This is a genomic window from Quatrionicoccus australiensis (assembly GCF_020510425.1).
Classification (GTDB): domain Bacteria; phylum Pseudomonadota; class Gammaproteobacteria; order Burkholderiales; family Rhodocyclaceae; genus Azonexus; species Azonexus australiensis_A.
In genome coordinates, this window is record NZ_JAHBAH010000001.1 from 1,889,983 (window position 1) to 1,910,960 (window position 20,978).

A 20,978-nucleotide genomic window follows, 5' to 3' on the forward strand; every position below is an offset into this window, starting at 1 on the left:
GCCACAAACAAATCAATGAGTTACACCTAATGCACCGTACAGACCATGCAGGGATCGAACGAGCGCACGACATGCTGGATGGTCGGCGGCGCGCCTTCCCCCGCCGCGAGTCCGAGCAGGGCCTTTTCCAGCGGTCCTTCCTGGTTGCTTGCATCGCGCGGCGAGAAGTTCCAGGTGGTCGGTGCGATGATCTGGTAACGCTCGATGCGGCCGCGTCGTATCGTCAGCCAGTGGCCGAGACTGCCGCGCGCCGCTTCGACCAGGCCGACGCCGCTGCCCTCGTCCGGCAGCACGCCCTGCGCACAGAAGGAGTCGCCCGGCTGCAGCGCCTGCACCCAGCCCTCCATGGCCGGAATCAGCCGTGCCAGTTCCTGCAGGCGGGCGACGACGCGGGCCATGACGCTGCCGCCGTCGCGCTGCACCAGATCGAGCAACAGCGGATTGCCGGCCACGACCTGGCGGGCAAGGGCGCCGACTTCATGGGCCCGACCGGCATAGCGCGGCGCCTTGCACCAAGTGTAGGCATCCGCCTTGTCGGCGGCGACGATGGTTTCACCCGCGGCCGGATGCCGCGGCTGATCGGCGAGCAGCCAGGCGCGCTCGGTATCTTCGGTAATTAGCGCCGGGGCGAAAGCTACCGTTTTTCCCTGCTGCCAGGTACCGGCCGGGAACAGCCCGTAGGCGCCGTGTGACAGGAAACGGTCGTCGGCCCGCCCGATACGCTCAAGCCCGAGATCGCCGGCAATTTTCAGGAAGGCCGGAAAATCGCCAGCCCGGCCATCCGCCCAGGCCAGTAATTCGGCCTTGCTGGCGAGTTGACCGATACGCTCCAGCGCATCGCCGAACAACCGGCGCTCAAGGAAGCTGCGGAATTCGCGCAACAGCGCGAGCAGGCGGATGCGCTCGCCAGCAGTGATCGCCCGCGTGCTGCCGCCCGGCTGGATGGCCAGGGTATGCGGCCAGCGCCCGGCGAGGAAGCCCATCAGGCGCAGGAAGCTGGCGCGCGCCGGCAAGACCTCGGCCGCAGCCGAGCCCTTGATCGCCGTGAAGCGCTCGGCAGTCGCCGCATGCCATGAACGGTCGACATAGTCCGGACGGGCAAAATCCGGCATGAAGAACAGGTAGAAATGCGTCAGGTGATCGGCCATGTTCTCGGTCGCCTGGATCAGGTGACGGGCGAGCAGGCCGTTCGGCGTCGGCGTCACGCCCATCGCGTCGGCCAGCGCCGTCGCGGCGGCGGCCGATTGCGCCACCGAGCAGATGCCGCAGATGCGCGGCACGATGGCCAGCGCGTCGAGCGGCGCACGCCCAACCAGGATCTGCTCGAAACCGCGGAACAGCGGCGAATTGACGTGAGCCGCCTGAATCCGCCCGCCTTCAAGCTCGAGACTGACCTCGAGATCGCCCTCGACACGGTTGAACGGTCCGACGACGATGCGGCTCATTTGCCACCGCCTTTCTTCTTGATCGCCGGCCGCAAGACGAGATGATCGACGACCGCGTTGTCGCGCACCCGCTTCGGCGTCGCCGACTTGGACAGCGCCGCAAGCGCGACAAACCAGGCTTTCGGCATGTCGCTCGGCAGGCCGATCGGAATGCCCGCCACCTTGGGCGTCTCCTGGAAGGCATGGCCGGGCGACTCGAAGCCGGGCTCGGTACAGGCGATGCAGGCGAAACCGCCGCGCAGGCAGGAGCCGCTGCCGTTCCAGGCGCGCAGATTGCAGTCGGCATGCGCCTGGGTGCCCTTGCAACCGAGGTTTTCCATCAGGCAGCCAAGGTCGGACTGCTTCTCGGCGCTCGCCTTGAATTCGTAATATTCGTTGCGCGGGCAGCCGTGATGCACCAGTTCGCCGGCGTAGAACAGCGGCCGCCCGAGTTCGTCCAGATCGGTGTCGGCCATGCCTTCCAGCGCCAGCTTTTGCAACGATTCGACGATCCAGCCCGGATGCGTCGGGCAACCGGCGATATTGACCACCGGCAGACCGCCGGCCGAGCGGAAGTCGGCGCCGAGCAGGCCGCCCGGCGTCTGTTCGTCGTACTGCAGGCCGCAGGCTTCAAGCGGATTGCCCGGCGTATTGGCCGAAAAGCCGCCGTAGGCCGTACAGGAACCGATCGCGAACACCCATTTGGCGTGCCCGGCCAGACGCGTCACCCATTCCGTGAGCGGCCGGCCGTTGCCGGCCATCAGGTGGAAACGGCCGCTGCCGTTCGGGCCGCGCAGCATGGCGCCTTCGACACACAGCACGTCGAAGGCCAGCTCGCCACTGGTGCAGGCCTCCAGCACGGCCAGCGCTTCGCCACCGCTGGCCTCGGACAGCGCCGGATGCCAGACGAACTCGATACCGGCATCGCGCAGTTCATCGAACAGGGAACGCGGTTCGGAGCACAGCAGCGACTGCGTGCAGCCGCCGCAACCGCCGCTTTGCAGCCAGAGGACTTTCATGCGTCCGGCTCCAGCCCGTAACGCGTCAGCTTGGCGCGCAGACCGACCCGCGACAGGCCGAGCTCACGCGCCGCACGCGACTTGTTGCCGCGATGCCGGCGCATCGCCTCGGCGAGCACTTCCATTTCCAGTTGCTCCATGCGCTCCTTGAGGCCGCCGCTCAGGCTGGCGCCGGATAAGGGAGTGCTGCCCGGCAGCTGCGCCGCGGGTTGGCGATCCACGATCTGACGCACGCGCGGCGAAAGCAACTCGATCCCCAGCAAGGGCGCATCGGCCAGCGCCAGCATGCGCAGGATTTCGTTCTGCAATTCGCGGACATTGCCCGGCCAGTGCCAGGCCGCCATGCAGGCCAGTGCGTCCGGCGAGAAGCCTTCGGCCGGCTTGTCCATGACCCGGCAGGCATTGTCGAGCAGGCGCCGGGCGAGCAGCGGCAAGTCGCCGGGTCGTTCGCGCAGGGCCGGCACATGCAACGAAATGGTTGCCAGGCGGTAGTAGAGATCCTCGCGAAAACGGCCGGTGCGGACGTCTTCTTCCAGATCGCGATTGGTCGCCGCAATGACGCGCACGTCAGCGCTCACCACCCGGTTGCTGCCGAGCGGGCGGAATTCGCCCTCCTGCAGCACGCGCAGCAATTTGACCTGGAAGGCCGGGCTGGTTTCGCCGATTTCGTCGAGGAACAAGGTGCCGCCATCGGCCTGCTGGAACAGACCGACCCGGTCTTCCACCGCGCCTGTGAAGGCGCCGCGCTTGTAGCCGAAGAGTTCCGATTCGAGCAGCGTGTCGGGCAGCGCACCGCAGTTCTCGGTGACGAAGGGCCGATGCGAGCGGCGGCTCTCGTAGTGGATGGCGCGGGCGATCATTTCCTTGCCGCTGCCCGACTCGCCGGTCACCATCACCGACAGGTCGTAGGGCGCGATGCGCTCGACCATGCCGCACAGCGCGTTGAGCGGGCTGCCCGACGCGCGGATCAGCGCGCCCAGACCGAAACTGCTTTTGGCCTTTTCCTGCTTGCTGTCGACGCGCTTCCTGAGCACCGGCTCGGCGGTGCGCAAATCCAGCGACAGGCGCTGATTTTCCTGCTGCAGGCGCCAGACTTCGGCGGCGCGCTGCAGCGTCAGCAGCAGTTGTTCCGGCTGCCAGGGCTTCAACAGGTATTGCCAGATGCCGGCTTCGTTGACGCCGGTAATAATGTCCTCGGCGTCGGTGTAGCCGGACAGGATGATGCGCACGACGTCCGGCCAGCGGTGCCGCACTTCCTTGAGAAAAACCACCCCGGTCGTGCCCGGCATGCGCTGGTCGCAAAGCACGATGCGGATCGCGGCGCTCGGCATCTCGCGCTCGAGCACGGCCAGCGCCTCGCTCGCCCCGGAGGCACAGAAGACTTCGAAATCTTCCTCCAGCGTGCGGCGCAGCGCTTCCTGCGAACGCACTTCGTCGTCGACGACAAGGACGGCGGGCAATTGGCGCAGGCTGGTCGGAATCATGTCGGCGTTTTCCAGTCGAGGTCGCGGTGGCGGGCAAGATGGCGCGGCGTCCACGAATTGGCCGTGCGCGAGACGAAATGATAGCGCGCGACGTGATACGACGGATCGAAGCCGTAGAAGTTGCGGCGCATTTCGCGCAGCTCTTCTTCCCGCCACACGGCGAGCGGCTTGGCCGCCTCGTCGGCGCGGCGCTTTTCGACTTTTGCAGCGAGTCGACCGCTGAAATCCGGCGCCGCGGCCAGTTCGGCGGCGCGCCGCGCGACATCGACGGCAAAGCCGGGACCGGGCAGGCAGGCATCGTAGAAACCCAGCTTGACCGCTTCCGGCGCCGTCATCGGCAGGCGGTGGCGCATGATCGCCTGCGCCCCGTCGACACCGACGCGCGGCGGCAGCAGGTAGGACCAGAATTCCGAGCCGTACAGGTTGCCCATGTTCTTGTAGTGCGGATTGAGCATGACGCCATCGCGCACCCAGACGAAATCGGCGGCGCGCGCCAGGAAGCAGCCGCCGGCGCCGGCATTGCCGCCCAGCGCGGCAACGGTCAACTGCGTTTCACAGCGCAAAATGGCCTCGGCCAGATCGTCGATGGCATTGATGTTGGCCCAGGATTCGTCGGCCGGACTCTCCGCTGCCTCGATGGTGTTGAGATGGATGCCGTTCGACCAGAAATCGCTGCCACCGCGCAGCACGATGACCCGCGTCGGCTGCGCCGTCGCCCACTGGAATGCCGCGGTCAGGCGCCGGCATTGCTCGGTGCTCATCGCGCCGTTGTAGAACTCGAAGGAGAAGAAACCGACGCCGCCGGCCTCTTCGTAAGCGATGTCCTGCCAGGTCGGTGTCGCCGACTTGTGCCAGCCAGGAAGCGGCAGCTCGGGCAGGGCCAGAGCTGCCGGGAAAGCCTGCGTCGCCGGCAACTTGATGCCGCCGGCACGCTTGGCGTGGCCGAGCCAGATGGCGCCATCAGCCGTGCCACGCAGGATGGCCGTCTCGCGCCGGCCGAGCAGTTCGCCGGGCGCGCCCTTGAGCGTCGCTTCCGGCCAGGCATCGAAGAGATGACAGGGCTGGCCGAACAACTCATCGGCAACGCCGGGAAAGCCGTCGGCGGCATTGAGGTGGGCAAGAATTTCGGCAGTCGTCTGCTGCTGCCAGTCGATACGCCGGTCAAGCTGGCGCATCAAGGCATGCGCCTGACCGGGCACGCGGGCCGGCGTGAAATTGCCGGCCTGGACCCGGTCGACCGCCTGGAGCACGGCATTTACCGCCGCCTCGGTGGTTTCGTTGCGATAGATCGAAGCCTTGCGCGCCGCGCGCAGCGGGAAGTTCGCCGAGGCCCAGACCGGCCCGGCATCCATTTCGGCCTCGGCCTGCAGCACCGTGACGCCCCATTCCGGCACACCCTGCTGGATCGCCCAGTCGAGCGCCGAAGGGCCGCGGTCGCCAACGCTGCCGGGATGCACGACCAGGCAAAGATGGCGCGACCAGATCGACTCGGGAATCGCCCGCTTGAGGAAGGGCGCCACGATCAGATCCGGCTGGAACAGCGCGACCGCTTCTTCGCTGACGCTGTCGGCGATGTCGAATTCGATGCTGATCTGGTGGCCGCGCCGGGTCAATTCGCAGAAAAGACGCTGCGTCAGACTGTTAAAAGAGTGTGTCAGAAAAAGAATTCGCATGCTTTTTGATTTTTTAAGTCGTCATGACATTGAAGTGAAGCCAGAAAGGGCCTGCCCTGCCGGGGCGAAAACCACTCACTAGACCATTGGTTATATTACCTTCGCGATATTTTTCAAATGCTTAGCTGTGATTACCATCCGTCAGACACCAGTAGTCAACCGGGGGAAACCAGTATGCAAGGACAACGCAAACGCGCCGAGGCACCCAAAGCCGCCCTCTATCGCGCACCACGACCGGAATACACCGCCGCCGTCCGTTACCTCGACGGCAAGCGCGACATTTTCCGCATCCGCAACGCCGACGACATCGCCGATGCCCGTGCCATGGTGCTTGACGAACTCGGCGACGTGCAATCGATCATGATCGCGCTGCGCCACCACTAAGCCTTTCAGCAGATCCGCGGCAACTGTTCGCCGCTCAGCCAGTCCACGATGCGCTTGCCACCGAAACCCGTCACCATCTGGACAAAGTGATTCGGATCCGCATGCACCGAACCGACAATTGCCGCATTGGCTCCAAGCGGATGCGCACGCATGCCTGACAACAATTTTTCCGCATCGCCGGCGGCACAGATCGCCACCAGCTTGCCTTCGTTGGCGACATAAAGCGGGTCCAGGCCGAGAAACTCGCAGGCCGCATTGACCGCCGGCTGCACCGGCAGCGCCTTTTCCTGCAGCAGCATGCCAACCCCGGACTGCTGGGCGATTTCGTTCAGCGTCGTGGCCAGGCCGCCGCGCGTCGGATCGCGCAGTACATGGATATCCGCCCCGCTCGCCCGCATCGCCGCGATCAGACCGTGCAGCGCCGCCGTGTCGGAAACGATGGGCGACTCGAAACCCAGGCTCTCGCGCTCGGCCATGATCGCCATGCCGTGATCGCCAAGCGTGCCGGAAACCAGGATCGCATCGCCGACCTGCGCGCCGCGCCCCGACAATTCCATGCCCGGCGCCACGACACCGACTCCGGTCGTCGTGATGAACACGCCATCGCCCTTGCCGCGCTCGACCACCTTGGTGTCGCCGGTCACCACCGGCACGCCGGCCTCCTTGCTCGCCGCCGCCATGCTTTGCACGATGCGCGCCAGATCGGCGAGCTTGAAGCCCTCTTCGAGGATGAAGCTGGCCGCCAGGTAAAGCGGCGTCGCCCCCAGCATCGCCACGTCGTTGATCGTGCCATGCACCGACAGGCAGCCGATATCGCCACCGGGAAAGAACAGCGGCGAGACGACATGCGCATCGGTCGCCATGACCAGGCGGCCTTCGCCGGCGGCCGGCAGCAGTGCGCCGTCATCGCCCTGGGCGAGATAGTCGTTGCCGAGGTGTCTGGCGAACAGCTCCTCGATCAGTTGCGCCATCGCCCGGCCACCGGCGCCATGCGCCATGTCGACCTGGCCGTGTTTGATGTCGAGGGGACGGATGTAGGTTTTTCGGGGTTGGGTCATGGGGTGGGGCCTGTTTCGGTCTCGGCTACGGAGGGTTCCGCCTTGCGTTGTGTCTCGCTTACGGAAGATGTTGTGCTGGTTTTACGGTGGGGTTCCGCCTTGCGAGGTGTCTTGCTTACGGAAGATGTTGTGCTTGTTTTGCGTTGGGGTTCCGCCTTGCGGGCGGGCATACTTTCTTTTGCTTCGCCAAAAGAAAGTAGCCAAAGAAAAGGCGACCCCAGGCTACGCGGTCGGCTGCGCCGACTCCCCTGCGCTACTCGCTGCTGGCGGGGGCTGCGGAACTCGGGGCTACGCCCCTCAGACAGTCCTCGCCCTTTTTCCGCCATCAGCTCCGTTGCTCGGCGCTCCACATGGGGACCCGGAAAGGCGTCGCCGCCGAACCGCTCAAAATGGTTTTTGCCGTTTTCCAGCGGTCGACCGCCAAAAAACACCCTTTTTGCTTTTTCCTGGGCAGAGCCGTTGTTCCGAGACGCCTTTCGGGTCCCCCTGAGAGGCGCTGAGCAACGCAGGACGGCCGGGGGCATTCGGCTTGCGTCTGTCTGAGCCGCAGGCGAGTTTAGCAAGCCGCCCGGACGACCGAGTAGCGCAAGGGACCGGGCAACGCCCGGCGCCGACCCGGGGGTCGCCTTTTCTTTGGCTACTTTCTTTTGGCGAAGCAAAAGAAAGTACGCCCGCGCCGCCAGCGCGGAACCCACCGGTTCCGAAGCCGGACAAAAATCAAACATCCTTATATCGCCCATACGTGTAATGCGCCGCACACCCCCCCTCCGACGACACCATGCACGACCCGATCGGATTCTCCGGCGTACACACCGTCCCGAACAGCTTGCAGTCCTGCGGTTTCTTGACGCCGCGCAGGATCGCCCCGCATTCGCAGGCCTTGTGGTCCGGCACCGGCCGGTAATCGAGCGGGAAGCGCTTTTCGGCGTCAAATTCGGCGAACTGGCTGCGTATGCGCAGCGCCGAATAGGGTAGGACGTTCAAACCGCGCCATTCGAAGTTCTTGCGCATTTCGAACACTTCAGCGACCAGTTGCTGCGCTTTCAGGTTGCCGTTGCGGTCGACGGCACGCGAGAACTCGTTTTCGACTTCGGCACGGCCTTCGTTGACCTGGCGGATCAGCATGCGGATCGCCTGCATCACGTCGAGCGGTTCGAAACCGGCGATGACCACCGGTTTGCGGTATTCCTCGGCGAAGAATTCGTAGGGTCGGCTGCCGATGATCGTCGACACGTGCGCCGGGCCGATGAAGCCGTCGAGCGGCACGGTGCCCCACTGGCGCACTTCCGGCGATTCGAGGATGCTGGAAATCGCCGATGGCGTCAGCACGTGGCAGCACAGCACCGAGAAATTCTTCAGGCCGAGCGCTGCGGCCTGTTTGATCGCCACCGCGGTCGGCGGCGTCGTCGTTTCGAAACCGATGGCGAAGAAGACGACCTGCTTGTCCGGGTTCTTCTGCGCCAGCGTCACTGCGTCGGCGCTCGAATACACCATGCGGATGTCGCCGCCCTGCGCCTTGGCCTTGAGCAGCGACAGGCCGTCCGAAGCCGGCACGCGCAGGCAGTCGCCGTAGGTGCACAACGTCACGCCTTCATCGAGGGCGAGGCGGATTGCCTGGTCGACGCGGCCGATCGGCAGCACGCAGACCGGGCAGCCCGGGCCGTGGATCATGCGCACGTTGTCGGGCAACAGATCGCTGACGCCGTAACGCGAGATGGCGTGCGTGTGGCCGCCGCAGAATTCCATGAAATGGTAGCTGCGCGCCGGATTCACCTCGCGCCGGATCGCTTCGGCGAGACCGGCGGCAACCTCGCCGTCGCGGAATTCGTCGATGTACTTCATCAGTGAACCGTCGCGTCGTCGCCCAGCTGGCCGAGTTCGGCAAACAGCGCCAGGGTGCGCGCCGCCTCTTCCGGATCGAGCTTGTTCAGCGCGTAGCCGACATGAACGATGACGTAATCGCCGACCGCCACATTGTCGACCAGCGACAGCGAGATTTCCTTGCGCACGCCGGCCAGGTCGACCACGGCATTGTCGTTGTCGCGCAGTTCAACGATCTGCGCGGGAATTGCCAGACACATTCTTCATCTCCTTGAACAACTTGCGCCCCAGCCAGGCCTGGCCAAGCGCCAAACCGCCGTCGTTGGGCGGAGCCTGGCGCGCTTCGAGCAGCGTCAGGCCGGCTTCTTCGAGATGCCGGCGCAAGGCCGTCATCAGCACTGCATTCATTGCACAACCGCCGGCCACGGCGATTTTTGCCCCATTTTGCGCGTCGACCGCCTGGCCGGCCCAGGCCGCCAGTCCGGCCGCAACCGTGGCATGGAAGAGCGCGGCGCCCTGCGCAGCATCATGGCAGATCAGCAATTCGGGAATCAAGGGCGAAAAATCGAGGATGCCTTCGCGCAGCACATAGCCGCCGGGCAGGGCATCGACCGGGCCGTAGCCCTGCGCCAGCGCCTCCAGCTCCATCGCCGCCTGGCCCTCGTATTGCGCCATTTCGCGCACGCCGAGCAGGCCGGCCGCGGCGTCGAACCAGCGGCCGAGGCTGGAACTGGGCGGGCAGCGCAGATTGCGTTCGAGCATCTGCAGCAGCGGTGCGCCCTCACGCTCCGGGTAGCGCTGCTTGAGCCAGCCGCCGACTCGGTAGCCGAGGCCGGCCCCATGCAGCGCGGCGAGCGCCATGCGCCAGGGTTCGCGCGCCGCGCGGTCGCCGCCGGGCAGTTTCAGTTCGTGCAGATGGCCAAGGCGTGCGCAGCCGGCAGCGTCCAGACGCAGCAATTCGCCGCCCCAGGCGCCGCCGTCCGGGCCGAGACCGACGCCGTCGAGCGCCAGCCCGACGATCGGCTCGTTGACGCCATGTTCAGCGCAGATCGCCGCCAGATGTGCCTGATGATGCGGCACGGCATGCGCCGGGACGGCGAATTCCTCGGCCAGGCGCAGCGCCAGTTGCGTCGATGGATAGTCCGGATGCAGGTCGTGCACGATCAGGTCGGGGCGCACGTCGAGGATGGCGAGCAGATGCGCCACGCTTTCTTCGAGAAAGCCGATGGCGGCGGCGTTGTCGAGACTGCCGATGTGCTGCGACAGGAAGGCTTGCTTGCCCTTCAGGACGCAGACCGTGTTCTTCAGGTAGCCACCAAGCGCCAGCACACTCGGCCCGCCGTCGGCCAGCGCAATCGGCAGCGGCACGTAACCGCGCGCCCGGCGGATGAAGGACGGGCCTTGCGGCGTGGCGCGCACGACCGAATCGTCGCAGCGCACGACGATGGCGCGATCGTGCAGCAAAAAGGCGTCGGCGATGCCGGCCAGGCGGGCCTGCGCTTCGGCATTGTCGATGACCAGCGGCTCGCCGTGCGGATTGGCGCTGGTCATCACCAGCAGCAAGTCGTTCGGTTCAGCCAGCCAGGCGGTGCCGGCCGGACGCCCGGCTGCTTCGTGCCAGAGCAGCAAATGCAGCGGTGTCGTCGGCAGCATGACGCCGAGTGCAGCCAGGCCGGGCGCGACGCCGGGCAGCTCGGCCACAGTTTTCGGACAGAGCACGATGGGCGCGGCCGGACTGTGCAGCAAATCGAATTCGGCTGCGCCGATCACGGCGAACTCGCCGAGCGCGGCGGCATTCAGGCCCATCAAGGCAAACGGCTTGGCTTCGCGCTGCTTGCGTTGACGCAACTCGGCGACCGCCGCCGCGTTACGCGCATCGCAGGCGAGATGGAAACCGCCCAGGCCCTTGAACGCAACGATCTGGCCGGCACGCAGGCGGGCCAGCGTTGCGGCAAAAGGATCGCCGTCTACCGGACTACCATCCGCCGCGAGCAAGGCCAGTTGCGGCCCGCAATCCGGGCAGCAGGTGGTTTCGGCATGAAAACGGCGGTCGGGCGCGCCCCGCAGGCCAGGGGGCCTTGGGCTCAAGTCCCCTTGGGGGAGTCGCTCGTATTCAGTCTGGCAGGCAGGACACAGCGGAAAACCGGCCAGGCTGGTCTGCGCCCGGTCGTAGGGAATGCTGCGGCTAACCGTGTAGCGCGGACCGCAGTGGGTGCAGGTGGTGAAGGGGTAACGCCAGCGCCGGTTGGCCGGGTCGCAGATATCGGCGATGCAGTCGGGACAGAGCGCGGCGTCGGGGCCGATCGCCGTGCTCACCGTGCCGGCGACGCTGTCGCGGATGATGAAATCCGTCTCCTCAACCGCGACCGCTTCCTCGGTGATGGCGTCGATGCGCGCCAGGCGCGGCACTTCGAGCGGCAGGCGGGCGATGAATTCGGCCGTTTTTTCCCCGTCGACCGCCAGGCTGACGCCGGCACCGTCGTTGCGCACCCAGCCGCGCAGACCGAGTTCGCTGGCGAGGCGCCAGACGTAGGGACGAAAGCCGACGCCCTGGACGAGACCGCGGATGCGCAGCAGACGACCGGAGGCGCTCATGCCACCCGATCGGGTCGTTGCCGACAACGACGGATCAGGCGACTGAAGCCCCAGGCAAGCACACCCGGCACAACGATGAAGCCGACAAACCCGGCGACCCCGCCGGCGAAACCATGGGCGCCCGCCACCGTCAGACCGAGATTCAAGACAATCAGCGCGCCGCCAGCCACGAGATCAAGCGGATCGCGCTCATTGTTTGCCATGTCCGGGTCGTCCTACTTGGCCGCCAGCTGGCGCTCGAGTTCGGCCACCCGCCGCTTCAGCGCATCGACGCTTTCGGAACGCCCGGCCACCTGCGCAGCCAGCCCGGCTTCGACCCAGGACAGCCAGGCACTCATGCCGTCGCCGCTGGTTGCCGAGACGCGGAAGATGGTGAGGTCCGGATTGACCCGGCGCGCGTTGGCTTCAGCCAGGTCGGCATCGAATTCGAGATAGGGCAGCAGGTCGCACTTGTTGAGCAGCATGACGTCGGCGGCGCGGAACATGTCCGGATACTTGAGCGGCTTGTCCTCGCCCTCGGTCACCGACAGGATGGCGACCTTGTGGTGTTCGCCGAGATCGAAGGCGGCCGGGCAGACCAGATTGCCGACGTTCTCGATCAGGAACAGCGAGTCGTCGGCCGGCTGCATGCGCTGCAGCGCGTGGCCGACCATGTGGCCGTCGAGATGGCAGCCCTTGCCGGTATTGATCTGCAGCGCGGCGACGCCGGTGGCACGGATGCGCTCGGCGTCGTTCGAGGTCTGCTGGTCGCCCTCGACGACGCTGATCGTCATCTTGTCCTTGAGCAGTTCGATGCTCTTGCAGAGCAGCGTCGTCTTGCCCGAGCCCGGGCTGGAGACGAGATTCAGCGCGAAGACGCCATGTTCGTCGAACCAGCTGCGATTGGCGGCGGCATAGCCGTTGTTCTTGCTGAGAATGTCCTGCTCGATCTGCACCATGCGGCTCTGGCTGAGACCGGGCACATGCGCGCGGGCTGGGCCGGCGCCGAAATCGAGATCGCCGCCGACCGCGTGTTCGTGATGGTGATGTTCGTGGGCATGTTCATGGCCTTGATCATGCGCGTGGCTGTGCTCGCCCCCATGTTCGTGCTTGTGCTCGCCGTCGTGGATGTGGGCGTGACTGTGTGCGCTGCCGTCGGCATGCTGGTGCGTATGCGCATGGACGCCGAGCGGCGCCTCGGCATGGGCGTGCTCGTGCGCATGCTCGTCGGCATGGTCATGGCTGTGCGTATGCACCGTGCCGTCGGCATGCACATGCGTGTGTTCGTGCCCGTCACCTTCGATGCGCGTTTCACCCGCGCCGCAACCGCAAACTGTACACATTCCCGTCTCCTGTTATTCGATCTCGATTTCCTTGACCCGCATTTCCGTGCCGCTGGTCGGCTGCACCTGGTAACTGCCGCATTGCGGGCAGGCGCCGTAGATTTCCGTCATCGGCACCGTCGCCGCGCAGGGCATACACCAGCCGGCACCTTGCGCCGCCACGATCTCCAGTGCCGCCCCCTGCGCGATGCTGCCGTGCGTCACCGCCTCGAAGCAGAAGCGGATGGCGTCCGGCTCGACCGACGACAGCGTGCCGATTTCCAGAACGACCAGTTTGACACGCCGGGCGTTTTCGCGCCGGGCAGTTTCTTCAACCAGTTGCAGCACGCCTTCGGCGAGCGACATTTCATGCATGCTTCAGCTCCAGCACATAGGGCAGACAGGGATCGAGCGCCAGCACGGCCTGCTCCAGCGCATGCCGGGCGGCCGCGCTGTCGGCGAAGTGCTGGCCGGCAAGCAGGATCTGCAAGCCGTCGGCGGCGGCAAAATGGCAGTCGGTCGGCGCCCAGACGCGGTAATTCCGCACTTTTTCCTCTTCGACATGTACGGCGTGGGTCAGCACGCCGCGCGCGCACATCGTCTGGCCGACGCCCCAGCCCTCAGCGCCAGCGGCGGCCACCGGATATGGCCGGTTTTCGGCCAGCGCGGTGGCCGCCAGTTCAACTTCCGCGAGGCGCCGGACATAGGCGGCGGCAATCGAGGCCGGCCGCTGCGGCTGCGGCGCTTCGGCGGCGCAGCCCAGCCAGTAGGCCAGCCAGCGCTCCGGCGCCAGAGCGGGAAATTCGGACACTGGTACCGGCGTACGGTCGACCAGCAAAACACGGCATTTTTCGGCCATCTCGCGCAGCGCGCCAGCAATCAAGCCTTGCGTCGCGGCGACACGCTCCGCCCCCTGCCGCTCACCGCGCCAGGCGATGAAGGCGGCGTTGGCCGGTTCGACGCCGAGCGCACTCGGCCAGTCGAGCAGCAGGCGCCAGAAATTTTCGTGCAGGAACTCGATCCACAACTCGCCATCATCGACCGGCCGCCGTGCCGCACCGGCCGCCGCGGCGAGTGCCGCCTGCGCCGCGGCACGCTGGGCGTGCGCGCATAGCGTGTAGAGATAGGGCACAGTCTTGACCACGGTCTCCGGATGCTGGCCGATGAACAGGCGCGCCACCGGCGGCCGGCGCAGTTGCACGCCGAGACTGTCGAGCCCGCCGGCAAGGTAGTTCGCCTGCACGGTAAGCAGACCGGCCGAAGTCAGCGGCGCACTCATGGCCGCAGTCCGAGAAAAGCACGTCGACCGGCCGGTCGGGCCGGCGCCTCGGCCGGCACCGCCAACGGCTCGGCAAACAGGGCCTCGGCCGCGGCCAGCGCGGTCAGGCGCGCCACGTCATGACTGGCGAAATCGAAAGCCGGCGAAAACAAAGAACAGAGGTGATAGATGCCCAGACTGGCCTCGTCGGCCACGGTGAATTCGTAATTGCCGGACGGAAACTGCCAGTCATACTTGCTGCAGGCCGCGAGCTCCGGCCAGTCGGCGTTGCCGGGCAGGCAGAGCAGGTTGATCGCCCATGGCGTGATCATCGCACCCGCCCAATGGCCATCGGCACGCCGGCGGAAGCCGAGCGCCTCGACCTGCAGCGCCGGATTGCACAGCGGCACATCGGCCATGCGCGTGCGGGCGATTTCGGCAAAAACCGCAACCAGATCGGTCGACGGGTCGTCCAGCCAGATTTTCATGCTGCCGAGATTCCCTTCACCCGGTCACCATGAACTTGTGCTTGGGCGCATCGCAGCCGGGACAACACCAGTCCTCGGGCAACTCGGCAAACGGCGTGCCGGGCGGAATCCGGCGGGTCTCGTCACCCGTCGCCGGATCGTACACCCACCAGCAGATGCCGCACTCGAGCCGGTCTTCTGGCTGGACGGCGAGAAAGCTTCCTTCGAAACGCATCCCGCCAGACTAGACCGGCTCGAGCATCATGTCGAGATATTCGCGCAGGCGTTCGAGCGAATCGGCGAAATCCTCGTCGGCGGCGAGCGCCACTTCCGGCATGCCGACGACCTCGATCGAGTTGAGGATCAATGTGTCCATCGAGTTGAAATACTGCACCCACCAGACGTTTTTCAGGCGCGTGCTGGTGATCCGGCAATTGCCGTAGCCGCGCGACAGGATGGACACCTCGCGGTGGCCGAGCCAGCCGTACAGCGTGTCGAGATCGGCATCGCTGACCGGCAGCAGGGTCAGGTTGATGACGTGCGCCGCAGCGCCCGGCTGCCAGGCCGCCGCCTGCAGGCGGAGTTCCTCGACCAGGGCCTGGGCGTTCATGCAGCCGGCCGGGTAAGCGGGCGCAGGCAGTTCGGCCTGTGTCGTTTGCTGCATGGCATCGACCAGGGCGACCGGGATGGCGCCGGTTTCCAGACGGTCGACGCTGAAAATACCGTCATTTTCAACTTTCAGTACCCGCCACAGCCCGGCGAAGGCGGTTTCCTGCACGCGCCAGTGTTGCGGCGCCGTGGTGAAAGCGCTGACTTCGCCGAAACCGAGCGACTGGTTGATGACGTCGCGCAGGCCGGCATCAAGGCCGAGCAGGTCGAGCGTGGCGCCGCCGGCGAAGCCGACCTTGGCCGCTGCATCGAGCAGATCGCCGAGCAGGCGGGCGGCGTGGTCGACGGTCTCGGGCGCGGCATTTTCCGGCAGACGCGGTGCCGAGAAGGTTTCCATGCCCTGCGGCATGGGCAGGTATTCCGGCGCTTCGTCGCCCTGCGAGCCGGGGCCCATGGCGACGACGGAAATCGGGAAGGGACGCATTTGCGAGGGGTTCATGCGCAGGCTCCTTGAGCATTTTCGCTGCGGACGGCAATGCCGATCGGCTTGGGTCGGGCCGGGCCATGCAGCAAGCCGGCCACTTCGTTCTGGTACTCGGCCCAGTCGCGGATGCCGTTCAGCGAGCCGACATACTGGCCGTCGCGCAGGAAAACGACAGCCGGCGCACGGGCGATGCCGTACTGCTGCATCAACGCCGGCGCAAAGTCGGCACCGGCCACCTGACGCGAAACCTGATCGCCCAGCCCTTTCAGCGACTCGGGCAGGATGACGCAGGCGTCGAGCACTTCCAGGTTGCGTTGCGGATCGTCGGTAAGGAGCAGGGCAGTTAGACCGGCGGCAAATTCGGGATCCGGGCGGTCGACGCGCTGAAAACCGTGTTTTTGCACCATGCGACCGAGTGCGGTTTCGAGACGTTCGAGGGAGGTCTGGCCGGCGGCGAGTTGGAGGCTCATGATTGTTGTGTCCTCAGATGTTCGGGGAGTTGGGGTTCGCGATCGAGATCGGCGAAAAAGGCGGAAAGATCGGTTTCGCCGGCGTCAACCGCAACCAGCGCATCGAGCGCAGCGTTGATCGCAGCGGCACGCTCGGCCGGGATGATTTCCCGTGCTGCATCAAGGAAACAGAGCAGCCAGGTGCCGGGTGGCTGCGCCCCGACCAGGCTCAAGTCGATGCGCAGCTCGCCGGAACGCCCGGCACAACGGGCGAAATGCTCGCCCGATTCGATGACCTGAACAGGAATGCCGAGACACATCCTAGGCTTCTTCCAGATTCAGGAAACGCGCGTCGCCCAGCCGGTAGGCCTGGCTGGCCGACGGCCGTTCGCCTTCGTAGATGTCGATGGCCAGGGCCGGGTCGGTCAGACCTTCGACTGCGCCCTGGCGCACACGGGCCGGCGCCCCCCAGCGTTCCAGCCACTTGAAGGCAACCGCAAGCGCCGCCGGCATCTGCGCCTTGACGATGTCGCGCAGGCTGCCGCCGTAGTCTTCGAGTTCTTCCGGCTGGACGCCGATCAGGACCAGTTCGGCCGGCAGCTTCTCGGTCAGCTCGGCGGCCATCAGCACTTCCTGGAAACCGGTCTGGTGCAGGCTCATTTTCTTGGCGCCCATGAAACGCGGTACCTGGTCACCCACCACTTCGCGCAGCGTACCCGGCGCGTCGCCGTAGTCGACCGCATCGAAAACCAGCAGGCAGTCCGCCTCCTGCACGTAAGGCAACAGGTAAAGGCCCTGCGTGCCGCCGTCCATCAGTTCAACCTGCGGCGGGAATTCCCAGCCGGCGTTGAGCGCCTCGACACAGCGCACGCCAAACCCCTCGTCGGCCCACAGCAGGTTACCGATACCGAGCACCAGAATGCGTTTGGAATTCATTGCCATCCCCAGAAAGAAACGCCCCGGCTACATTGGCAGACCGGGGCTTGTGCAGGCTGAACCATCAGCCGCGATTGATGGTCAGGCGCCGCCAGGGCAAGGCGGAGGCGCGCCGGCAGTGCACCTGCACGGCAAGCGCCGACAACGCAGCCCTGGCAAGCATGGCCATCAATCTTTGAACATCCGCCAGCCACTGATCATCGTCGAGATCAGTGATTGACGGCTCATGATGTCTTCGCGGATAGCGGCGTAGATGTGCACGACGGCAAAGCTCATCATGATCCACATGCCCAGCCGGTGCAGGTTATGCACCTGCAGCGAACCACCGAGCGCCGGGATGACCCAGCCGAACAGGCTGTCCTGCCAGCTGCCCAGACCCGCACCTTCGCTGTAGATCGCAAAACCGGTGATCACCATGCCGACGGCCAGTACGGTGAAGAAGAAGAACATCATCAGCTGCGCCATCGGGTTATGGCCGACATATTTCTTCGGGTACTTTTCGAGGAACAGATACCAGCGCACCTCGAAAAACACTTCGCTCCACCAGTGCTTGTTGGTCAGCGGCAGCATGAAGATCTGCCGGGCGTGGCGGTTGCCGACGAAAGCCCAGTAGATGCGGCCGAGCAGACCGACGGCAAAGATGTAGGCGGCGGCAAAATGGGCGAAACGGATATAGCCCATCAGGAAGGTCGTTGCCGCCTCGCCGGGCTGGGTCGGCAGCGGCGTCCCGATGAAATAACCGGTCACCGCCAGCACCACCATGGCGAGCGCATTGATCCAGTGCCACAGACGCACCGGTGCTTCATAGACGTAGATCGAACGGACTTGTTTACCGTGCCGTTCGGCCTCCAGCATGTCCTGTTGAGAAAGCATGGCGTGCTCCTTAGCGGACTTTTACCGTCGTCATTTCCTGTCCGTCCGGGCTCATCACATGCGTCGAGCAGGCCAGGCAGGGGTCGAAGGAGTGCAGCGTGCGCAGGATCTCGAGCGGCTCGTCGGCCTTGGCGACCGGCGTGTTCATCAACGCCGCCTCGAAGGCACCGATCTGGCCCTTGTGGTCACGCGGACCGCCGTTCCAGGTGGTGGGGACCACGCACTGGTAGTTGTCGATCTTGGTGTCCTTGATGCGGATCCAGTGACCGAGCGCACCGCGCGGCGCTTCCGTGAAACCGGCGCCCATGGCTTCCTTCGGCCAGGTGCTGGGCTCCCACTTTTCGATATTGGCGGTATTCAGGTCGCCGGCCTTGAGGTTGGCGATCAGCTTGGCGAACTGATCCTGCTGCAGCTTGACGCAGTACGCCGTTTCCAGACCGCGCGCCGCGGTGCGACCCAGGGTCGAGAACAGGGCGGTGACCGGCACGTCGAGCTTCTTGAGTGCGCCTTCGACCAGACCGTGGATTTCCGGATACTGCTTCGGTTGCAGGTAACCGAGGACCATGCGCGGCAGGCAACCGACTTCCATGGCGTGACCGCGCCAGCGCGGTGCCTTGATCCACGAGTACTTGCCGCCTTCGTCGAGTTCCTTGATCGCGGTCTTCGAGCCCTTGGTCTTCGGACCAAGTTCGAAATTCGGTTCGGTGATGCCGTCGAACGGATGCAGACCCTTGGTTTCGTCCGGGTACTTGTACCAGGAGTGGGCAACGAATTCCTGCACCTGTTCCGGATCCTTGAGGTCGACCGGGTGGATTTCATCAAGCTTGCCGTTGATGATCGCACCGCGCGGCAACAGCAGATTGCCCGAGCTGTAGTCATTGGCCCTCTGCGGCAGGTCGCCGTAGGACAGCATGTTCTGCGACGACAAGCCGCCACCGTAGTTCCAGGCCTTGTAGAAGGAACCGATGGCGAGCAGATCGGGAATGTAGACCTGTTCGACGAACTCGGCGGCGCGGTCGATGATGCTCTTGACCAGGTTCAGGCGTTCCATGTTGATGGCACCGACCGCCCCCGTGCCTTCCAGGTTGATGGCGCAGGGCACGCCGCCGACCAGCCAGTTCGGGTGCGGGTTCTTGCCGCCGAAGATGGTATGCACCTTGACGATTTCCTTCTGAAAATCGAGGGCTTCGAGGTAATGCGCGACCGCCATCAGGTTGGCTTCCGGCGGCAGCTTGTAGGCCGGGTTGCCCCAGTAGCCGTTCATGAACGGACCGAGCTGGCCGGATTCGACGAATTTCTTCAGGCGGTTCTGGATGTCGCGGAAATAGCCCGGTGACGACAGCGGCCAGGACGAGATACTCTGCGCCAGCGTCGAGGTGGCTTTCGGATCGGCCTTCAGTGCCGACACGACATCGACCCAGTCGAGGGCGTGCAGGTGGTAGAAGTGCACCAGGTGATCATGCACGTACAGGTTGAGCTGCATGATGTTGCGGATGGTGTTGGCGTTTTCCGGAATCTTGATCGACAGCGCATCCTCGACGGCGCGCACCGAGGTCAGCGCGTGCGTGCCGGTACAGACGCCGCAGATGCGCTCGGTGAAGGCCCAGGCGTCGCGCGGATCGCGGCCCTTGAGGATGACTTCCAGACCGCGCCACATGGTGCCGGTCGAGACGGCATTGCGGATGACGTTGTTGCTGTCGAGATTGACCTCGACGCGCATGTGCCCTTCGATGCGGCAGACCGGATCGACGACGACACGCTTGCCGGAGTTGTCGACATTGAAACCCTGAGTTTCGTAGGCCATCTTATTTTTCTCCCTTTTGTTCTTCAGTCTCGCCAGCCTTCTGGCGGGCGCGGGCCAAGGCGGTCACCGCGGCATGCGCGGCAATCGCGGCCCCCACCGTACCGGCGGCCGCCTTGCCGATTGCGTCGGCATTGCCTTCGACGCCGAAGGCCTTGATGTCGGTAACGCGGTCGTAGAACGAACCCTTGTCCCAGAAGCCTTCTTCGGAACAGCCGATACAGCCGTGGCCGGACTGCACCGGCCAGCTGACGCCGCCGTTCCAGCGCATCGACGAACAGGCGTTGTAGGTGGTCGGGCCCTTGCAGCCCATCTTGTAGAGGCAGTAGCCCTTGCGCGAACCCTCGTCATCCCAGGCTTCGGCAAACTGGCCGGCGTCGAAATGGCCGCGGCGATAGCACTTGTCGTGGATGCGTTGACCGTAGAACATCTTCGGGCGACCCTGGCGGTCGAGCTCGGGAATGCGGTCGAAGGTCAGCATGTAGGTGACAACGCCGGTCATCACTTCAGCGATCGGCGGGCAGCCCGGCACGTTGATGATCGGCTTGTCGGTGATCACCTTGTGCACCGGCGTAGCGCGCGTCGGATTCGGCTTGGCGGCCTGGACGCAGCCGTAGGAGGCGCAGGCGCCCCAGCTGATGATGGCCTTGGCATCGGCGCAGGTTTCGCGCAGCTTTTCGACAAACGGGCGACCGCCCTGGATGCAGAACATGCCATCCTCGTTGAGCGGCGGATTGCCTTCGACAGCAACGATATAGTTGCCCTTGTACTTTTTCTTGACCTCGTCGAGGATCGCTTCGGCCTGGTGACCGGCGGCGGCCATCAGCGTGTCGTCGTAGTCGAGCGACAGCATCGAGAGCACGACATCCTTGGTCAGCGGATGCGCCGAGCGGATGAAGGATTCGGAACAGCAGGTGCATTCCAGGCCATGCAGCCAGAGCACCGGCGTACGCGGCTTGTTTTCCAGCGCATGTGCGATGCGCGGTGCGGCAGCGCTGCCCAGGCCAAGCGAGGTGGCGGTCAGGCTGCAGAATTTCAGAAAGCTGCGCCGGGTAATCCCCTGGCGGCGCAGTACTTCATAGAATGTCTCGGTCACGTTCGATTCCCCCGTTGTTATGTCGCGTTGCGATGGGCCTTCTAGGCAAAGCGCGTGCCACGCCATCGGGGTTCTGGATTTATTCAATGAAATCAGTTCATTCCTGCCGAGCGGGACGGGCACAGGGAGCCGGCCGACAAACCCGGACCGACTACTTTCCTTCCACTGTGACAAGTTGATTTCCACCCCCGCAAAGAATGACTGTCGGATATACGTCACAGCTTTGCGCAGCAAGGCGCCCCAAGG

At 65.1% G+C, this 20,978-nt stretch carries 22 protein-coding genes; 1 reads left to right on the top strand and 21 read right to left on the bottom strand.

Annotated features, from left to right (window positions below):
* Positions 1-26: 26 nt before the first annotated feature.
* The 4 genes from KIG99_RS09025 to KIG99_RS09040 are packed head-to-tail and all read right to left on the bottom strand — an operon-like array spanning position 27 to position 5,600.
* Positions 27-1,445, bottom strand: a complete 1,419-nt coding sequence (locus KIG99_RS09025) for a nickel-dependent hydrogenase large subunit (protein WP_226459862.1) — start codon at positions 1,443-1,445, stop codon at positions 27-29.
* Positions 1,442-2,443: an NADH-quinone oxidoreductase subunit B family protein gene (locus KIG99_RS09030; RefSeq protein WP_226459863.1), complete on the bottom strand. Its 1,002-nt coding sequence runs from the start codon at positions 2,441-2,443 to the stop codon at positions 1,442-1,444. The genes KIG99_RS09025 and KIG99_RS09030 overlap by 4 nt, the downstream gene beginning before the upstream one ends.
* Positions 2,440-3,927 (bottom strand): sigma-54-dependent transcriptional regulator, encoded by a 1,488-nt coding sequence (locus KIG99_RS09035; RefSeq protein WP_226459864.1) that lies wholly within the window; start codon positions 3,925-3,927, stop codon positions 2,440-2,442. Before KIG99_RS09035 ends, KIG99_RS09030 begins: the two co-directional genes overlap by 4 nt.
* Positions 3,924-5,600, bottom strand: coding sequence for a hydrogenase maturation protein (locus KIG99_RS09040; protein ID WP_226459865.1), 1,677 nt, complete (start codon positions 5,598-5,600; stop codon positions 3,924-3,926). The genes KIG99_RS09035 and KIG99_RS09040 overlap by 4 nt, the downstream gene beginning before the upstream one ends.
* A 174-nt stretch (positions 5,601-5,774) precedes the next feature.
* Between KIG99_RS09040 and KIG99_RS09045 the strand changes: the two genes are divergently transcribed.
* Positions 5,775-5,984: a hypothetical protein gene (locus tag KIG99_RS09045; protein WP_226459866.1), complete on the top strand. Its 210-nt coding sequence runs from the start codon at positions 5,775-5,777 to the stop codon at positions 5,982-5,984.
* Positions 5,985-5,989: 5 nt separating this feature from the next.
* Here the strand turns inward: KIG99_RS09045 and hypE are convergent, their stop codons facing one another.
* From hypE to KIG99_RS09130, 17 genes are all read right to left on the bottom strand, one after another.
* Entirely contained in the window at positions 5,990-7,042 is a 1,053-nt protein-coding gene (hypE, locus tag KIG99_RS09050) for a hydrogenase expression/formation protein HypE (protein ID WP_226459867.1), read from the bottom strand.
* Between the two features lie 717 nt (positions 7,043-7,759).
* Positions 7,760-8,884: a hydrogenase formation protein HypD gene (gene hypD / locus KIG99_RS09055; RefSeq protein WP_226459868.1), complete on the bottom strand. Its 1,125-nt coding sequence runs from the start codon at positions 8,882-8,884 to the stop codon at positions 7,760-7,762.
* On the bottom strand, positions 8,884-9,123 hold the full coding sequence (locus KIG99_RS09060) for a HypC/HybG/HupF family hydrogenase formation chaperone (protein ID WP_226441583.1): 240 nt from the start codon (positions 9,121-9,123) through the stop codon (positions 8,884-8,886). The genes hypD and KIG99_RS09060 overlap by 1 nt, the downstream gene beginning before the upstream one ends.
* Positions 9,092-11,458, bottom strand: a complete 2,367-nt coding sequence (hypF, locus tag KIG99_RS09065; RefSeq protein ID WP_226459869.1) for a carbamoyltransferase HypF — start codon at positions 11,456-11,458, stop codon at positions 9,092-9,094. The genes KIG99_RS09060 and hypF overlap by 32 nt, the downstream gene beginning before the upstream one ends.
* On the bottom strand, positions 11,455-11,661 hold the full coding sequence (locus KIG99_RS09070; protein ID WP_226459870.1) for a hypothetical protein: 207 nt from the start codon (positions 11,659-11,661) through the stop codon (positions 11,455-11,457). The genes hypF and KIG99_RS09070 overlap by 4 nt, the downstream gene beginning before the upstream one ends.
* A gap of 12 nt (positions 11,662-11,673) precedes the next feature.
* On the bottom strand, positions 11,674-12,780 hold the full coding sequence (gene hypB, locus KIG99_RS09075) for a hydrogenase nickel incorporation protein HypB (RefSeq protein WP_226459871.1): 1,107 nt from the start codon (positions 12,778-12,780) through the stop codon (positions 11,674-11,676).
* Positions 12,781-12,792: 12 nt separating this feature from the next.
* Positions 12,793-13,134 carry a hydrogenase maturation nickel metallochaperone HypA gene (hypA, locus tag KIG99_RS09080; protein WP_226459872.1) on the bottom strand — a complete coding sequence of 114 codons (342 nt, stop codon included), beginning with the start codon at positions 13,132-13,134 and terminating at the stop codon, positions 12,793-12,795.
* Positions 13,127-14,038 (bottom strand): hypothetical protein, encoded by a 912-nt coding sequence (locus KIG99_RS09085; protein WP_226459873.1) that lies wholly within the window; start codon positions 14,036-14,038, stop codon positions 13,127-13,129. The genes hypA and KIG99_RS09085 overlap by 8 nt, the downstream gene beginning before the upstream one ends.
* The gene (gene hybE, locus KIG99_RS09090; protein WP_226459874.1) at positions 14,035-14,505 is read right to left on the bottom strand and encodes a [NiFe]-hydrogenase assembly chaperone HybE; all 471 of its coding nucleotides are present in this window, start codon (positions 14,503-14,505) and stop codon (positions 14,035-14,037) included. Before hybE ends, KIG99_RS09085 begins: the two co-directional genes overlap by 4 nt.
* A 16-nt stretch (positions 14,506-14,521) precedes the next feature.
* Entirely contained in the window at positions 14,522-14,719 is a 198-nt protein-coding gene (locus tag KIG99_RS09095) for a rubredoxin (RefSeq protein ID WP_226459875.1), read from the bottom strand.
* 9 nt (positions 14,720-14,728) lie between these two features.
* Complete coding sequence (locus tag KIG99_RS09100; RefSeq protein WP_226459876.1) at positions 14,729-15,592, bottom strand: hydrogenase expression/formation protein; 864 nt, start codon at positions 15,590-15,592, stop codon at positions 14,729-14,731.
* Positions 15,589-16,047 (bottom strand): thioredoxin domain-containing protein, encoded by a 459-nt coding sequence (locus KIG99_RS09105; RefSeq protein WP_226459877.1) that lies wholly within the window; start codon positions 16,045-16,047, stop codon positions 15,589-15,591. Before KIG99_RS09105 ends, KIG99_RS09100 begins: the two co-directional genes overlap by 4 nt.
* Positions 16,044-16,346: a HypC/HybG/HupF family hydrogenase formation chaperone gene (locus KIG99_RS09110; protein ID WP_226441593.1), complete on the bottom strand. Its 303-nt coding sequence runs from the start codon at positions 16,344-16,346 to the stop codon at positions 16,044-16,046. The genes KIG99_RS09105 and KIG99_RS09110 overlap by 4 nt, the downstream gene beginning before the upstream one ends.
* Position 16,347: 1 nt before the next feature.
* Positions 16,348-16,962: a HyaD/HybD family hydrogenase maturation endopeptidase gene (locus tag KIG99_RS09115; protein WP_226459878.1), complete on the bottom strand. Its 615-nt coding sequence runs from the start codon at positions 16,960-16,962 to the stop codon at positions 16,348-16,350.
* A 168-nt stretch (positions 16,963-17,130) separates the two neighbouring features.
* Positions 17,131-17,835: a Ni/Fe-hydrogenase, b-type cytochrome subunit gene (gene cybH, locus KIG99_RS09120; RefSeq protein ID WP_226459879.1), complete on the bottom strand. Its 705-nt coding sequence runs from the start codon at positions 17,833-17,835 to the stop codon at positions 17,131-17,133.
* A gap of 10 nt (positions 17,836-17,845) precedes the next feature.
* The gene (locus KIG99_RS09125; protein WP_226459880.1) at positions 17,846-19,639 is read right to left on the bottom strand and encodes a nickel-dependent hydrogenase large subunit; all 1,794 of its coding nucleotides are present in this window, start codon (positions 19,637-19,639) and stop codon (positions 17,846-17,848) included.
* 1 nt (position 19,640) lies between these two features.
* The gene (locus KIG99_RS09130; protein ID WP_226441597.1) at positions 19,641-20,732 is read right to left on the bottom strand and encodes a hydrogenase small subunit; all 1,092 of its coding nucleotides are present in this window, start codon (positions 20,730-20,732) and stop codon (positions 19,641-19,643) included.
* Positions 20,733-20,978 lie beyond the last annotated feature (246 nt).

Coding starts and splice junctions, on each gene's coding strand:
- KIG99_RS09025 (WP_226459862.1), bottom strand. CDS start 1,445: ATGAGCCGCATCGTCGTCGGACCGTTCAACCGTGTCGAGGGCGATCTC.
- KIG99_RS09030 (WP_226459863.1), bottom strand. CDS start 2,443: ATGAAAGTCCTCTGGCTGCAAAGCGGCGGTTGCGGCGGCTGCACGCAG.
- KIG99_RS09035 (WP_226459864.1), bottom strand. CDS start 3,927: ATGATTCCGACCAGCCTGCGCCAATTGCCCGCCGTCCTTGTCGTCGAC.
- KIG99_RS09040 (WP_226459865.1), bottom strand. CDS start 5,600: ATGCGAATTCTTTTTCTGACACACTCTTTTAACAGTCTGACGCAGCGT.
- KIG99_RS09045 (WP_226459866.1), top strand. CDS start 5,775: ATGCAAGGACAACGCAAACGCGCCGAGGCACCCAAAGCCGCCCTCTAT.
- hypE (WP_226459867.1), bottom strand. CDS start 7,042: ATGACCCAACCCCGAAAAACCTACATCCGTCCCCTCGACATCAAACAC.
- hypD (WP_226459868.1), bottom strand. CDS start 8,884: ATGAAGTACATCGACGAATTCCGCGACGGCGAGGTTGCCGCCGGTCTC.
- KIG99_RS09060 (WP_226441583.1), bottom strand. CDS start 9,123: ATGTGTCTGGCAATTCCCGCGCAGATCGTTGAACTGCGCGACAACGAC.
- hypF (WP_226459869.1), bottom strand. CDS start 11,458: ATGAGCGCCTCCGGTCGTCTGCTGCGCATCCGCGGTCTCGTCCAGGGC.
- KIG99_RS09070 (WP_226459870.1), bottom strand. CDS start 11,661: ATGGCAAACAATGAGCGCGATCCGCTTGATCTCGTGGCTGGCGGCGCG.
- hypB (WP_226459871.1), bottom strand. CDS start 12,780: ATGTGTACAGTTTGCGGTTGCGGCGCGGGTGAAACGCGCATCGAAGGT.
- hypA (WP_226459872.1), bottom strand. CDS start 13,134: ATGCATGAAATGTCGCTCGCCGAAGGCGTGCTGCAACTGGTTGAAGAA.
- KIG99_RS09085 (WP_226459873.1), bottom strand. CDS start 14,038: ATGAGTGCGCCGCTGACTTCGGCCGGTCTGCTTACCGTGCAGGCGAAC.
- hybE (WP_226459874.1), bottom strand. CDS start 14,505: ATGAAAATCTGGCTGGACGACCCGTCGACCGATCTGGTTGCGGTTTTT.
- KIG99_RS09095 (WP_226459875.1), bottom strand. CDS start 14,719: ATGCGTTTCGAAGGAAGCTTTCTCGCCGTCCAGCCAGAAGACCGGCTC.
- KIG99_RS09100 (WP_226459876.1), bottom strand. CDS start 15,592: ATGAACCCCTCGCAAATGCGTCCCTTCCCGATTTCCGTCGTCGCCATG.
- KIG99_RS09105 (WP_226459877.1), bottom strand. CDS start 16,047: ATGAGCCTCCAACTCGCCGCCGGCCAGACCTCCCTCGAACGTCTCGAA.
- KIG99_RS09110 (WP_226441593.1), bottom strand. CDS start 16,346: ATGTGTCTCGGCATTCCTGTTCAGGTCATCGAATCGGGCGAGCATTTC.
- KIG99_RS09115 (WP_226459878.1), bottom strand. CDS start 16,962: ATGAATTCCAAACGCATTCTGGTGCTCGGTATCGGTAACCTGCTGTGG.
- cybH (WP_226459879.1), bottom strand. CDS start 17,835: ATGCTTTCTCAACAGGACATGCTGGAGGCCGAACGGCACGGTAAACAA.
- KIG99_RS09125 (WP_226459880.1), bottom strand. CDS start 19,639: ATGGCCTACGAAACTCAGGGTTTCAATGTCGACAACTCCGGCAAGCGT.